Annotated in this window: 11 protein-coding genes; 5 read left to right on the forward strand and 6 right to left on the reverse strand. The window is 42.5% G+C overall.

The annotated features are described in order from the left end of the window. Positions 1 to 123: 123 nt before the first annotated feature. From nrdA to yfaE, 3 genes are all read left to right on the forward strand, one after another. Positions 124 to 2,406, forward strand: a complete 2,283-nt coding sequence (gene nrdA / locus L4C54_RS20465) for a class 1a ribonucleoside-diphosphate reductase subunit alpha (RefSeq protein WP_428803328.1) — start codon at positions 124 to 126, stop codon at positions 2,404 to 2,406. 110 nt (positions 2,407 to 2,516) lie between these two features. Further along, positions 2,517 to 3,650 (forward strand): class Ia ribonucleoside-diphosphate reductase subunit beta, encoded by a 1,134-nt coding sequence (gene nrdB / locus L4C54_RS20470; protein ID WP_428803327.1) that lies wholly within the window; start codon positions 2,517 to 2,519, stop codon positions 3,648 to 3,650. Further along, positions 3,650 to 3,928: a class I ribonucleotide reductase maintenance protein YfaE gene (gene yfaE, locus L4C54_RS20475; protein WP_428809600.1), complete on the forward strand. Its 279-nt coding sequence runs from the start codon at positions 3,650 to 3,652 to the stop codon at positions 3,926 to 3,928. Before nrdB ends, yfaE begins: the two co-directional genes overlap by 1 nt. A 52-nt stretch (positions 3,929 to 3,980) precedes the next feature. On the opposite strand, the gene L4C54_RS20480 is transcribed toward yfaE, so the two are convergent. Next, entirely contained in the window at positions 3,981 to 4,235 is a 255-nt protein-coding gene (locus L4C54_RS20480; RefSeq protein ID WP_428803325.1) for a hypothetical protein, read from the reverse strand. Positions 4,236 to 4,489: 254 nt separating this feature from the next. Beyond that, on the reverse strand, positions 4,490 to 5,725 hold the full coding sequence (locus tag L4C54_RS20485) for a CinA family nicotinamide mononucleotide deamidase-related protein (RefSeq protein WP_428809601.1): 1,236 nt from the start codon (positions 5,723 to 5,725) through the stop codon (positions 4,490 to 4,492). 190 nt (positions 5,726 to 5,915) lie between these two features. Here L4C54_RS20485 and L4C54_RS20490 point away from each other — a divergent pair, with 190 nt between their 5' ends. Both L4C54_RS20490 and L4C54_RS20495 read left to right on the forward strand, forming a co-directional pair. After that, on the forward strand, positions 5,916 to 6,830 hold the full coding sequence (locus L4C54_RS20490) for a DUF3943 domain-containing protein (protein WP_428803323.1): 915 nt from the start codon (positions 5,916 to 5,918) through the stop codon (positions 6,828 to 6,830). Between the two features lie 200 nt (positions 6,831 to 7,030). Next, the gene (locus L4C54_RS20495) at positions 7,031 to 7,543 is read left to right on the forward strand and encodes a glycine cleavage system transcriptional repressor (RefSeq protein WP_428809602.1); all 513 of its coding nucleotides are present in this window, start codon (positions 7,031 to 7,033) and stop codon (positions 7,541 to 7,543) included. 105 nt (positions 7,544 to 7,648) lie between these two features. On the opposite strand, the gene nspC is transcribed toward L4C54_RS20495, so the two are convergent. The 4 genes from nspC to L4C54_RS20515 form a co-directional block, all read right to left on the reverse strand. Further along, on the reverse strand, positions 7,649 to 8,797 hold the full coding sequence (nspC, locus tag L4C54_RS20500; protein ID WP_428809603.1) for a carboxynorspermidine decarboxylase: 1,149 nt from the start codon (positions 8,795 to 8,797) through the stop codon (positions 7,649 to 7,651). Between the two features lie 82 nt (positions 8,798 to 8,879). Next, on the reverse strand, positions 8,880 to 10,124 hold the full coding sequence (locus L4C54_RS20505) for a carboxynorspermidine synthase (RefSeq protein WP_428803320.1): 1,245 nt from the start codon (positions 10,122 to 10,124) through the stop codon (positions 8,880 to 8,882). A 94-nt stretch (positions 10,125 to 10,218) separates the two neighbouring features. Beyond that, positions 10,219 to 13,107: a pyridoxal phosphate-dependent class III aminotransferase gene (locus tag L4C54_RS20510; RefSeq protein WP_428809604.1), complete on the reverse strand. Its 2,889-nt coding sequence runs from the start codon at positions 13,105 to 13,107 to the stop codon at positions 10,219 to 10,221. 486 nt (positions 13,108 to 13,593) lie between these two features. Beyond that, a partial coding sequence (locus L4C54_RS20515; RefSeq protein ID WP_428809605.1) for a hypothetical protein occupies positions 13,594 to 15,847 on the reverse strand: 2,254 nt, incomplete at its 5' end.

Raw genomic sequence — 15,847 nt, forward strand, 5'->3', positions numbered from 1 at the left:
CCTATATGTTGTGTTTTCAACTAGAATGTGTAGAGAGAGCTTGATCACAAAGCCAATACATTATTTATGAGAAATCACATAGAAATATAGCTTTCATCAGTTTTGTTAGGGAACGAAATCAGAATGAATCAACAACTCACTGTCACCAAGCGTGATGGACGTAAAGAAAACATCGATCTCGAGAAGCTACACCGCGTGATCACATGGGCTGCAGAAGGCCTACACAACGTATCTGTTTCACAGGTAGAACTAAGAGCTCACATTCAGTTCTACGAAGGTATAACGACTTCTGACATCCATGAAACAATCATCAAGTCTGCTGCAGATTTAATCTCAGAAGAGACGCCTGATTACCAATATTTGGCTGCCCGCCTAGCGGTTTTCCATCTACGTAAGAAAGCCTACGGTCAATACGAGCCGCCAACGCTTTATGATCACGTTTCTAGCCTTGTAGATGCAGGTAAATATGACAAGCACCTTTTAGAAGATTACACGCAAGCTGAATTCGAAGAGCTAAATAGCTATATCGATCATAAGCGTGATTTAGACTTCTCATACGCAGCAGTTAAACAGCTAGAAGGTAAGTATTTCGTTCAAAACCGTGTTTCTGGCGAAATTTACGAAAGTGCTCAGTTTCTTTATATTCTGGTTTCTGCATGCCTGTTTGCTAATTACCCTAAAGAGACGCGTCTTAGCTATATTAAGCGTTTCTATGATGCAACTTCGACATTCAAAATCTCATTGCCAACGCCAATCATGGCTGGCGTGCGTACTCCTACACGCCAATTTAGCTCATGTGTTCTTATTGAATGTGGCGATAGCTTAGACTCAATCAATGCGACAGCAAGCTCTATTGTTCGTTACGTATCTCAACGTGCAGGTATCGGTATCAACGCTGGTCGAATTCGCGCATTAGGTTCTGAGATTCGTGGTGGCGAAGCTTTCCACACTGGTTGTATTCCGTTTTACAAATACTTCCAAACGGCTGTGAAGTGCTGTTCTCAAGGTGGTGTTCGCGGCGGTGCTGCGACTGTTTTCTATCCGCTATGGCACGGTGAAGTTCAATCACTGCTGGTTCTAAAAAATAACCGTGGTGTAGAAGAGAACCGTGTTCGTCACATGGATTACGGTGTTCAGTTAAACAAGCTGATGTACTCTCGCCTAGTTCAAGGTGGCAACATTAGCCTATTCTCACCATCGGACGTTCCAGGACTCTATGACGCTTTCTTTGAAGATCAAGATGAGTTCGAGCGTTTGTATGTGAAATACGAAAACGATCCTTCAGTTAAAAAAGAGTCGATTAAAGCGGTCGAGTTATTCTCTCTTCTAATGCAAGAGCGTGCTTCAACAGGTCGAATTTACATTCAGAACGTTGATCACTGTAATACTCACAGCCCATTCGATTCTAAAGTTGCTCCAGTTCGCCAATCTAACTTATGTTTAGAAATCGCACTGCCAACCAAGCCACTTTCTAATGTAGAAGATGACCAAGGTGAAATTGCCCTTTGTACGCTTTCTGCATTTAACCTTGGCGCTATTAACGAATTAGATGATTTAAAAGACCTATCTAACTTGGTTGTTCGTGCTCTTGACGCTCTATTGGATTATCAAGATTACCCACTACCAGCTGCATACAAATCGACAATGAACCGCCGAACACTCGGTGTGGGCGTTATCAACTATGCGTACTATTTGGCGAAGAATGGCGTTAAATATTCGGACGGCAGTGCAAACGGTCTAACTCACCGTACATTTGAAGCAATTCAATACCATCTATTGAAAGCCTCTGTCGAGCTAGCAAAAGAGCAAGGTCGTTGCCCTTCGTTCCACGAAACAAACTACGCGAAAGGTTTGCTTCCTATCGATACTTATAAGAAAGATATCGACCTCGTGTGTGAAGAACCACTTCACTACGACTGGGATGAGCTACGTTCAGAAATTATGGAGCACGGCCTTCGTAACTCTACGTTAACTGCATTGATGCCTTCTGAGACATCTTCTCAGATTTCAAATGCAACAAACGGTATCGAACCACCACGTGGATACGTTTCCGTTAAAGCATCGAAAGACGGTATTTTAAAGCAAGTTGTTCCTGACTTCGTTAATCTCAAAGAGAACTACGAACTACTTTGGAATATAGGGCCAAACGATGGTTACCTTCACCTAGTAGGTATCATGCAGAAGTTTGTAGACCAAGCTATTTCAGCGAATACAAACTACGACCCAAGTGTTTATGACAGTGGTAAAGTGCCTATGAAGAAGCTTCTACAAGACCTTCTTACAGCATATAAATACGGCGTTAAGACACTTTATTACCATAACACCCGAGACGGTGCTAAGGACGAGCAATCAGATTCGGTTGCTGTTGAAGAGGACGATTGTGCAGGTGGCGGTTGTAAGATCTAATCTACAATCACTCTCGCTAATGTAATTGCATTGGTAACACAATCTACAACAACCCTATGATTTAACGCCTCTCTTTAAATAGAGAGGCTATAAAAGGAATTGAGGCATTTATGGCTTACAGTACTTTTTCTCAAAATAAAAATGACCAATTAAAAGAACCAATGTTTCTTGGTCAATCGGTAAACGTTGCTCGCTATGACCAACAGAAATTTGAGATTTTCGAAAAACTGATTGAAAAACAGTTAAGCTTTTTCTGGCGCCCAGAAGAAGTTGACGTGTCTAGCGACCGTATCGATTACAACAAGTTACCTGAGCATGAGAAACACATTTTCATCTCAAACTTGAAATATCAAACATTGCTTGATTCTATCCAAGGACGCAGCCCAAACGTTGCCCTTCTACCTCTGGTTTCATTACCAGAAGTTGAGACTTGGATTGAAACTTGGTCTTTCTCTGAAACGATTCACTCTCGTTCGTACACACATATTATTCGTAATATTGTTAATGACCCAAGCGTTGTATTTGACGATATCGTTGAAAATGAACATATCCTAAGCCGTGCTAAAGATATTGCTCGCTACTATGACGAGTTAATTGCGCTGACAAACGATTTCCACCGCTACGGTGAAGGCACACATGAGATCAATGGTGAGTCGGTAACCGTTTCTCTTCATAACCTGAAGAAGAAGTTGTACCTTTGCCTAATGTCTGTGAACGCACTTGAAGCTATTCGCTTTTATGTCAGCTTCGCTTGTTCATTTGCATTCGCTGAGCGTGAACTTATGGAAGGTAACGCTAAGATCATCAAGCTAATTGCTCGTGATGAAGCACTTCACCTTACCGGCACTCAGCACATGCTGAACATACTTCGTAACGGTCAAGATGATTTCTCATTCATGCAGATTGCAGAAGAGTGTAAGCAAGAGTGCTTCGACTTATTCAAAGATGCAGCAGAGCAAGAAAAAGAGTGGGCAGAATACCTATTCAAAGACGGCTCGATGATTGGTCTTAACAAAGACATTCTTTGCCAGTACGTTGAATACATCACAAACGTTCGTATGCAAGCTGTCGGACTTGGTGTGGCTTACCCTGAAGCAACATCAAACCCTATCCCTTGGATTAACGCTTGGTTGTCTTCTGATAACGTACAAGTTGCGCCTCAAGAAGCGGAGATTAGCTCTTACTTAGTTGGCCAAATTGACAATGAAGTTAGCGCAGATGATTTCGAGGACTTCGAACTGTAATGGCCCAACTTAAAATCAACAAAATCACCACGATCGAGTCCAACTCTTCAAATACTCTATTAGAGTCACTAGAGTTAGCTGGGCTTGAACCAGAATATAATTGTCGAGATGGGCACTGTGGTGCTTGTCGCTGTACACTAGAATCGGGTGAAGTGGAGTTTGTTGGTTTTGCTATGGCCTATACAGACAAGAACGAAATTCTACCTTGTATCTGTAAAGCCAAAAGCAACGTCGAGCTAAGTAATGTTCGTTACCGATTGAAAGAAAAGCGAGCGTAATGTCTGGGCAAACGAGTCTTGCCTTAAACGCTAGGTTAATCACAAAGGTCAGCTATAAGCTGGCCTTTTTAATACCTTCAAGAAAAGCGTCAGCGGTAAACATCGAGACAGGCTTGTCCGCAATCTCTCGACCATCATCATCAAACAAAGACAGGCGATAGCCCTGTGCAGTTTTGTAGTTATCATCACTTGGTGCATGCAGCCAATCAGATGCCACATTGCACCCTTCGCTGCTAAGTGCCTCACCTAAAACAACTTTTTGGCTTGCCACTTGATACCAAACTAATATCTTCGATTGAGAAAACATACTAACCTCCTTGATAGAATGCTTGAACGAGATGATAGTGTACAAGTAATCTAGAACATTAGTAGCCTCAAATGTGGGACAAATTCTCGGCACATTGAAAATCATCGACTTACATTTAGACGATTTGTTTATAAGAAATAAAAATGAACAGGTCTATGTAATAAGGTTTAGTATCATCACTTTATTACTGCACGCCACACTGTGGAGGTTTGACAAAGGCCACTTTTGATATAAGTAGCCTTGTAAGTTTTTGATTATATTAAAGCAGAAGGGATAAACATATCTTTCAAAGTCGTCACTGAACTGTACTGAATAAACATCGGTTTTGCAGAAAGGTAACGTCGAAGCATATCGGCAGCAATCGTCGCGATAAGCTCTTTTTGCTCTTCCATTGAATAATGACGATTAAATTGAAGCGTTTGCCCCCACTCCCCTTTTGACGTTGATAACGCAATTGAAAACTGGTTTTCTTCCAATTTTCCGGTCACAAGAGAGACATCTGTTGAGCATTTTTCTCTTGTCGCTCCAGCAAGTGCGAATGTCGCAGCCAATGGATTTTGTTCTTGGCTTGAAACATCCAGTGAACTGCTCATGATCCACGAATGTCCACAATATGGGTTGGCATCAGTATTTGAATGTAGCCAGTTAGACAGCCAGCCATGAGTCGATTGTTCTGAAATGGATATAGATTGCTTTTTCTCCGCAATCAAGTGACCTAAGTGAGCAAGCATATTCTCATCGACACTCACTACATTTGACTCAATCAGCTTATAGATCATCTGTAATACGCGGACTCGGGTGTCCAAATCTTCTTTCGGCGCGAACAACTTCACTTCAATGAATGGAAGGTATGAGCGATAGCCAATCATGTAGTCTTTTGGAAGCTGTATTTTATCCAGTTTATCTGACAATACTGATTCTGAGGTTCCTAAAGTATATAGACGGCTACAGCTAAAGCTTTCATGATCAGGAAAACGTTGCTGCATATCCGGCAGGATTTGAGTTTCAGCCATCAACTCAAACTCTTTGGGAACGCCTGGTGTAAAGTAAAATAAGCAGTCATTTATATGCATTTGGAAACCGCAAGCCGTGCCAATCGGGTTATCAATGATTGTGGCACTTTGAGGAAGCATAGCTTGCTTCTTATTACTTTCCGGCATCGGCACACCACGGGCATTGAAGAATGCCTGCAGCGTCTCAAGCCACTCAGGAAATAACGATAGATCTTCACCAGCAGATGCTGCAGCCGCTTCTGATGTTAGATCATCACTGGTTGGCCCAAGGCCGCCATTAACAATAACGACATCACAATTGAAACTTAACATAAGGATTTCTTCTTTAAGCGCAACCATGCTGTCACCAACAGTAGAGCGCTTATACATTGAAAAACCATTAGCAAAGAAGAGTCTTGATAACCATGCAGCATTAGTATCGACAATATCTCCGTAGAGAACTTCTTCTCCTGTGCTAAGCATTGCGATTTTTGTCATTAACATTACCTATTTTTCTAGTTTTATAACTCATCATCACATACTTTACGCTAAATTATGTAACGATTACTGTGACACTGTAAAAATATCCTTATAACTAAGTAAATTAGTTCATTTTGTGGTTTCTATTGGCTGCTCTTTATAAGATAATTGTGATTAGGATCTTAAAAATCATAATAATGGAGCCACCGTGCTAAAGAAAAACATCGCTGCAATGATGTTATCGTTTTCCGCTTGTGCAAACGCCAACAACTTTAACGTCAATCAACATATCGAGTTTTCCTACACGGTCGATTGTGAAAATAGCTTCTGTATTAATGATAATACCTACTCATACCAGCCAAACCTCTTTCATGAGCAAGAGAGTTTCGCCCTCGCATTAAAAGAGCCAGAACTCAAAATTGAAGATCCAGGTTTACCAAAATACCTAGTTTTACAAGATGAAAAAGACTGGGATTACCTAATGGGCCAGACCTATACAATTTTGGGACTCAGCGTTGCAACCGTTGGCCTAATGACTCTGCTGCCTGAATCCATTACAAAATGGGATGAAGATGCTCGTGATATGAGTGAGCTTGGAAGTAAATGGAAAGAAAACATCAAAGCTGGTCCAGTATGGGATCGCGATGAACACTTCCTAAACTACGTTATGCACCCATATTTTGGCGGTGTTTACTACACAGCAGCGAGACACGCAGGCTTTAATGAATTCGAATCATTCCTATACTCTGCCACTATGTCGACTTTCTTCTGGGAAATGGGTGTAGAAGCATTTGCTGAAGTACCATCATGGCAGGATATTTTCGTGACACCATTCTTTGGTGCGGTTGTCGGTGAGATGATGTTTGAAGCCGAGCAAGACATTGTTAACAATAACGGTGGCGAAGTTTGGGGTTCTGAAAGGATGGGTAGTTTCACTCTATTTTTCCTAAACCCTGTTGGTCACATTCATGGATGGGTAACCGATGCTTGGGGCGGCAGTGCTGAATTCCAATACAGCAGTACACCTTGGTTCGGTAATTCCGGCGCAGCAGCATTTGCTATGGACGCAGGCGCATCTTATGACCGCCAGTTCTACGGTGTAGAGCTAAAAATCGGTTTCTAGACCGTTACAGCTAACCAGAAAAACTCTCAGAAAGCGCCTTATACAAGGCGCTTTTTTGTGCCCGACAACTCGTTCTAGCGTCTGAAAGTTGCTTTACCTTCAAAAATTGACATCCATCAAGTCTTTCCTAATATTTGCTTCTACACTGAAACTATCAATTATTTTAATTAGTTATACTCACTTGGCGTAGGAGATCCATCATGAACACCACATTTATCGTGAATTTTGTCGGGAAAGCCACGCCCGCAACAATTAAACACTTTGCTTCTGTTACTCATGAAAACGGAGGGAAATGGTTGATCAGTAAAGTTAACTTTATTGAAGACCAAGTTGCCGCAGTGATTAAAGTTCAACTCCCAGAAAAAAACTCCGAGATTGTTCAAAAGGCGTTCCAATCACACTCAGACTTACTGGTTCAAATCGTCGATTCTGAGGCTAATCCACACCGTGAAGATACAATTTTTCAACTTCGCCTAGATTCTAATGATCGTGCCGGGATTGTGAATGAAATTACTCACGTACTAGATGGTCAAGGGATCAGCATTTTGGATATGGATTGCCAACGAGTCTTTGTTGCGGGTGGTGGTGGTGTGAGTTCTAGTTTATTCACCGCTAATTTAGCCGTACGTCTACCTAGTGAAATGCAAATTGAAGATGTTGCCAATGAACTTGAATCATTAAGTGAAGATACTCGGGTTATCTTGGAAGTTTAGACAGCATCAATTCTAATCATTTATTAAAGAAACAAAAAAGAGCAGCCATCGCTGCTCTTTTTGATTCATAGCTAATAATTAATCTTAACTACACTAGATCAAAAACTAACTCACACTCCATTGAGATAACGAGCGTTTAAAGTCAGCATAATCAAACTCATTAAGCTTTTGAATCTCACCACTTGAACGTTCACAATAGATAGAAGGCATCTTAAGTCCGTTAAACCAGTTCAACTTTACCATCGTGTACCCTGCACTATCTAAAATGTGCAAGCGTTGGCCTATTTCAAGTGGCTCATCGAAGTTCGCAACACAGAACTGATCGCCAGCTAAACATGAGCAGGAACCAATAATATACTCGTATTCACCTTCTTCATTCGCTTCTAAGATCGTTGCAGGCTCATCGTAGATAAGGGTATCTAAACGGTGAGCTTCTGTTGCTGAATCAACTATTGCTGTTTTCTTCACATTCTCGACAACATCGACAACGGTCACAACCAGATCAGTTGTTTTGGTAACAATAGCCTCACCCGGCTCTAAATAAAGCTGAACAGAGTGTTTTTGTGAAAACGACTTTAGTGCTAAACCCAGTTTTTCGATATCATAATCTGGCCAAGTAAAGAAGACTCCACCACCTAAGCTTACCCAATCAAGCTTGTCGAGTTGCTCACCAAACTGCTCTGAAATTGAATCAAGAAGTGCAGAAAACGCATCTACATCTTTGTTCTCACAGTTCATGTGGAACATAACACCATCAATGGAATCAAATACTGCTGTATCGATATGATCCGCCTGGACCCCAAGTCGAGAAAATTGACGAGCAGGGTTCGCTAGATCTTGCCCTGCATAGCTAACACCAGGATTCAAACGCAAACCTATCGACGCCTTCCCTTCGACAATATGACGATGGGCAGCAAGTTGTGTTTGAGAGTTAAAAATCAACTTATCACAAATATCCGCGACTTCACGCACGTCATCTTCACTATAGCCAACACTGTAAGCGTGAGTCTCGCCACCGAAGGTCTCATGACCCAACTTAACTTCATAGGGACCAGAACTCGTTGTTCCATCTAGGTACGGCTTAATGATGTCAAAGACGCCCCAAGTTGAAAAACATTTCAGCGCCAATACTAGCTTCACACCTGAGATCTCTTTCAGCTGTTTTGCTTTCTCAAGGTTGGCTATTAACTTATCTTCGTTAATCATGAAGTACGGTGTTTTTAAGTCACCTACTTTGAAATCGTTTGTATTCATCTTTCAATCACTTTTAAATCGAACAAAGCCGACGCAAACGCATCGGCTTAGAATCTAATTTACTCTATAGGAGTAAGTAGAGTTACTTCAGCTTATTAATGATAGGCTGACCAGGTTCTAGCTCTTGTACATGCCAATCAAGACCAAGGCCCGGCATCGTCTCTAGGAATGGGTCAGGGTTTAGCTGTTCCATGTTAAACACGCCCTTATCTGCCCATTCACCGCGGAAAAACTGAAGTGCAGCAGTAATAGCTGGAACACCCGTTGTATAAGAAATAGCTTGGTGCTCTACATCTTTGTATGCGACTTCATGGTCAGCGTTGTTGTAGATAAATACGCTGCGTTCTTTGCCGTCTTTTTTACCTTGAACCCAAGTACCAATACACGTTAAACCTGTGTAACCCGGAGCTAAAGACGTTGGGTCTGGTAGTAGTGCTTTAAGAACGTGTAGCGGCTGAACCACAGTACCGTCATGAAGAGTCAATGGATCTGTGCTTAATAAGCCAATGTCACGCATGCAGTTGAAGTAGTTTAGGTAAGCATCACCAAAACCCATCCAAAACTCAATACGCTTAGCTGGAATAAACTCTTTCATTGAACGAACTTCGTCGTGCGCCATTGAGTAAACTTTGTGAGAACCACAGTTCGGGAAATCAAACTCAAGCATACGTGAATGACATGGAACTTGGTTCCACTTCTCATTTTCCCAATAGAACGAGTCACCTTGAATCTCAAGCATATTCGTTTCTGGGTCAAAGTTTGTCGCGAACTTCTTACCGTGATCGCCTGCGTTAACATCCATAACATCGATAGAATCGATTTCATCAAATAGGTGCTTAACCGCATACGCAGCAAAAATAGAAACAACACCTGGATCAAAACCCGCACCTAGAATACCGGTGATGCCTGCTTCAGCAAATTTCTCGCGGTACGCCCATTGCCAATCATAAGCTTGAGGTACTTGTTGACCTTCAGAGCACAGGTCTACGGCTACCGATGTATCAAGGTACGATACTTTCGCTTGGTAACACGCTTCCATGATGCCCATATTGACCCAAGGAGGACCAGCATTGATGACAAGATCCGGCTTCACTTCTTCAATAAGAGCAACCAGTGCTTCAACATCATCAGCGTTAACTTCGCGTGCTTCTAATTTCTTAGTCGTGTCTTTAAGGTTATTTCTTCCCTTAATTGACTCGATAATTTTTTCACACTTACTGAGCGTACGAGAAGCGATAGTAATATCGCCTAGAACTTCGTTGTTTTGTGCTGCTTTATGCGCAACAACCCAACCAACACCACCTGCACCAATTTGTAGAATTGCCATTGTTATCTTTACCTTATTCTTTCTAATTCGATTACTTTTTAAAGAGGCTTACATATGAAAAAGTCAGCCTCTCAAGTGATTCGTGTTCTAAATGCTAATCAGCAAATTCAACCACTAACTGACTAATATCTTTAATTAATCTTTCAAAATCTGCCAACGTTAGACATGGATTTAGAATCGTAAACTTAAGGGCAGAGTGTCCTGCAACAACTGTTTCACCTAATACTGCAACACCACGTACCAATGCTTCGATTCGAACTTTCTGATTTAGCTTGTCTGCCGAACCTTCGCAAGTGCGAGTTGAACGGAACAGAACCGTTGATAGAGATGGATCCGCCAATAGTTCAAAATCATCATGTGCACGAACCAACTCTGCAACTTCAAGCGTTTGCTCGATAATATGGTCATACATATCACCAAGTGCTTGAGGGCCAACGTTCTGCATAGTCATGAAGACTTTCAGTGCATCAAATCGTTTCGTCGTCGCGATTTGTTTATCAACTAAATTTGGCAGTTCATCATGCTCACGGTTTAAGTAATCAGCATGGTGAAGCAAGAACTTAAATTGAGACTTATCTTTTAGCAGCAACGCACCACAGCTGATTGTTTGATAGAACAGCTTGTGGAAATCCACGCTCACAGAGTCAGCACGCTCAATGCCCGCTAGGCGATCTTTGTGGCTGCTAAGAATCAAAGCACCACCGTAAGCACCATCGACATGGAGCCATAAATCGTGTTGTTCACCTAAATCTGCAAGTACGGCTAAGTCATCAATAGCACCATGATCGGTTGTACCTGCGGTACCAACCACTGCAAATGGAATCAATCCTTGCTTTTTTAAATCCAGAATCGTTGACTCTAACGCGTCAGTGTCCATTGTGCCGTTAACATGCGCAGGTACAGTGACGACTGATCTTTCACCTAAACCCATCCAAGAAGCGGATTTTTGAACAGTAAAGTGCGACTTTTCTGAACAGATGATACGTAGTTTATGTGCGTAGTCAGGTAGACCCAGCTTTTGAATTGAGTGCTTTGAAAGCTTATCAGCAATCCAGTCACGAGCTAACAGCAGCCCCATCTGGTTACTTTGAGTTCCACCACTGGTAATAATACCGTCCGCTTGATTGCCTAGTTCGTACTTGCCACAAAGCCAATCAACAACACGTTGCTCAACATACGTTGCAGAAGATGCTTGATCCCATGAATCCATAGATTGATTCAATGCTGCGATCATCGCTTCAGCCGCAATAGCTGGCATCATAGGTGGTGTATGCAGATGAGCAATACAGTTAGGATGCTGAGTGAAGATAGAGTTCTTCACGACTAGGTCGCTAGTGCTCTCAATGACGTCTTTTAAACTTGCATTCGCAGAGTCTAAACAAACCGAATTAATTTGAGCTTCAAGAAACTTTGGATCCATACCCGTGTATGGCTGCTCAACCTGCTCAAAAATTTGCTTTAGCGTATCCGTCGCATGATTCATTACCGCAGCGAACTCATCAGCACCATTTTCGCCAACATGAATAAAGTGCTGTTTCCACTTTGCGTTGTCTTCAACTGCTTCACGCTTGCCACCACCGGCAGCAATAATCGCCTCTTCCATGACGCGAAGAGCAAAATCAATTTGTTCAAACGAAATAATCATTGGTGGAAGGAAACGAATGACAGAACCTTCACGGCCGCCCTTCTCAACCATCAAGCCGCGCTCTAGAGCTGCACGTTGAATCGCCAGAGTTAAATCACCATCAGCTTCAGGTTCGCAAAACTTGTTGGTGCTTCCATCTGCTTTTTGGATTTCCATACCCAGCATCAAGCCTTTTCCACGAACTTCAGCAACGCAATTCACACGCTTTTGAATGCTTTCAAGACCCATACGGAAGTATTGACCCGCAATATTTGCATGCTCAACTAAACTATCACGTTCGATAATTTCTAGCGCCTTAGCACCAGATACCATAGCAAGTTGGTTGCCACGGAAAGTGCCCGTATGCTCACCCGCTTTCCATGTATCAATTTCTTTCTTGAAAACAAGAATAGACATTGGCAAGCCGCCGCCAATCGCTTTAGACAGACACAGAATATCTGGAGAAATACCCGACTCTTCAAACGCAAAGCGGTAGCCAGTTTTGCCTACGCCACATTGAATTTCGTCAAGAATTAGCAGAATATCATGCTCGTCACAGATACGGCGAAGCTCGCGTAACCAGAATGCAGGAGCAGGTATCACCCCGCCCTCACCTTGTACTGGTTCAACGATGATTGCCGCAGGTTTCATGATTCCCGCTTCATCATCGTTAAGCAGACGTTCCATGTAACGAATGCTCGCTTTCGCGCCTTCATCACCACCTAAACCAAACGGGCAGCGTAAGTTATATGGGAATGGCATGAAGTGAACATCGGACATTAAGCCTGTACGGCGCTCTTTTGTACTCAGGTTACCCATCATACCCATGGTGCCATTTGTCATGCCGTGGTAAGCCCCACGGAAAGCAAACATGGTATTACGTCCGGTGGTTTGCTTAGCAAGCTTAATTGCTGCTTCAACCGCGTCTGCGCCTGAAGGACCACAAAACTGGATTGCAGAATTATGAGAGAACTCTTTCGGCAAAAATGCTTTTACGCGTTTGATAAAGGTATCTTTCGCGCTAGTTGTCATATCAAGTGTTTGATATGGCAAGCCTAGATCAAGCTGTTCTTTTAACGCTTGATTGATTTCTGGGTGGTTATAACCCAGAGACAAAGTACCTGCGCCAGCAAGACAATCTAAAAACAATTGTCCACGGGTATCTTCAACAAGCGCGCCATGTGCTTGTTTGATCGCGATAGGTAGACGTCTTGGGTATGAACGAACTTCAGACTCATGATCTGCTTGATCAAGCAGTATTTGGTCTGGAGTAAGATCATATAGACCTTCTACGTTAGGTACTTTGGTAGAAAAAGTGGTTGCGATAAGCGTGTTATCGACTTCAAAAGCTGTGCTCATTGTAATTCCCTAAAAATAGAGGATTTGCGCTCTTTTCAACACCGGTTGATAAAACAAGAGGCAAAGCAATACCTTCCGAAAACATCCATACGTTCGGGATTTAGATAGTGACCATTAGAAATGGTAGATTTGGAGATCAGGAATTCAGGGTTCGGTGATGCTACTGACGTGAAGTACAGGGCACTTAGGAAGTACGAAGCTGATTAGACTGTATAAGTTAAAAGTATTCAATGTTGGGTTTCTCTCTCATCTGTTGCAAAGGCAACAAAGTTATCCCGTCTATCAGCAAATGGCTTGCTGATACCTACCCTACGTAACGAAACAATCAGCCAGAATGTTCGTTGCGCGTATCCCCCAGTGCAATGCTTAAAATACAGCTCCGAGATTGCGCGGGAAAGTAACACAATTCCAAAGAGTCTGGCAACTGTTTTTACTAATGAATTTGTAAATAAAAAGCTGGCCTCTCGACCAGCTTTATTGTGCCTACTATGCAGCGTCTGTCTTGAGTATTTGTGATAAGAGTTCTAACTGATCAAGTTCAGAGTTCGCAGGAATGAAATCATCCAATATAGTGGCTCCATCTTCGATAACAATAGTTTGAGTAACCTCGATATCGTCAGAGTTTGCCGCATTAACCGTTAACACTACATCGTCATCGACAACGCTAGCGGTTACAACATCCATAAGCTCACCAATACTAACCTCTGGGTCATCATCCAACACCCCTGTGAGGTCTATAAGGTCTTCATAAAGCGTGAAGTTTTCAATCGTATCTTCACCGTTATCAATAGTCGTGTCACTCCATTTGAAGGCGTCTGTATCTTCAGTACCGGACAACAATTCATCTTCCAAACTCGCTGCATGTTCAACATATGGAGGAATCGTAACAGTTGCTTCTTCACTGACCAAGCCACCGGTATCTATCGCTAGGTAAGTGAAACTATCATCTTCCGTAATGGCTTCTTCGCCTGAGAGATCACGAAGCACCCAGTTACTACCAGTTCCTTCCATAACCATACCTACTATTGGGTTATCTTCTGAAGTGTAAGTAAACTGTTCGTAAAACTCCTGACTTCCTAGATCAGAGCTTTTATTATATTCAACCGTCTCTTCTGTACCATCTTGTAAAGTATAAGTGACCAAAATAGAAGCCCCTCTAATAAAGGCATTTTGCATACCATCAATCCCAAAAGTGACTGTCTCTAATGGATTTTCGGATAGATTAATAACAATTTGTTCTTTAGGGTTCATACCCTTACCATGATTTTCAGCTAAGCCAAAACCTTTATGATTATCTGGGTGTTCATACTGTTTAAACTCTGCTTTCCCTTTGCTGTTGGGGTTATTGTCAATAAGTGAAATCAATATTGTAGCGCCATTTGAAAGTTCAAAACTACGCTCGGTGTTAGACTCCCAATCACCCCAATTATAAGGCCCCTCTACTGAGTCTAAATCTTCTGGCATACCGCCCATCACAAAGGTATCACCTTCATCTTGCTCGTACTCAATTTTGCTAGGGTCCAGAATAGTACCGCCATCTTCTTGAGTATAGAGATCATTTATCGTTAACTCTCTTCGTACATCTAGACCATCAATTTCTTCGGTGTAGAACAACGTACCTGTTGTTGGTAATGAAGTGATCATCACCATCACTGATTCAGTGTTACCCGGGATTGTTTCATCAAAGTCCCAGATGTGATCGAATTCAGGGTCATCAGAGTCAAAGACGATTGGAATTGGCGAGTCAGGGTCTCGTAGATAAGCCTCAAAGTCTTCGGCTTCTGGAGCCGCATTTTTGTTGATAATGGTGCCGCTACCACTAGCATCCAGATCTAGATCGTGGGGAAGATCACCTATATCTCCAGATACATTGACATCAAGAGCGAAGGTCTCAGCCTCCTCGTTAATACCATCGTAATGGGTTCCGACACTGACGGTTAAATTCAAAATGCCTCCTGCAAAAAAGAGGCTTCCTCCATTCTCAATATGCTGGATATGTTCAACATTATCATCATCGGTATAAGAAACAGTTAGATCCCCTACGTCTGTAAAGTCAGCAAGGTCGGCACTGCCTTCAACATTGAGGTTGAACGTATATTCTAGTTCTCCATCAACTTCATTGCTGAGCTCAACGCCAAAGACTGAACGCTCCCCTTCGATAACATCCGGTGAATCACTGACGGTTAATGTTGGTTTGTCTTCGAAGTCTGGGTCATCTTCACCATCCAGCTCATCGGTAATGGTCGCGCTACCGTGGCCATCAAGCGATAACTCATCAAGCTCGTCACCAATCTCACCGTCAACATGAACATCAAGCCCAAAGCTCTCCGTACCTTCAAAGATATCGTCATTAAACGTATCAACACTCACTGAAATGTTGTAAGCATTACCTGGAATGTCTACCGTGCCATCAACTGCAGATACGGCGGTTGAAGGCGAAACTGCATCGTCACCCTCACCCACGGTGTAGGTCACTGTTAAATTACCGTTTGCCAAGAAATCTTCCATCTCAGCGCTGTAAGTGACGGAACCTTCACCATAACCTTCAACATTGAGGTTAAAGGTGTAAGTGAGTAAACCGTCCACTTCTTTATCTAACTCAACTAAGAACGTAGCCGGGAATTCATTATCACCTTCAACAGTTTCACCCGCATCAGAAACCGTCAGAACAGGCATATCATCAAAGTCAGGTCCATTCTCATCAACGATAGTTGCACTACCGTGACCATCAAGCGAGAGC

This window comes from Vibrio lamellibrachiae, assembly GCF_050337265.1.
Lineage (GTDB): Bacteria > Pseudomonadota > Gammaproteobacteria > Enterobacterales > Vibrionaceae > Vibrio > Vibrio kyushuensis.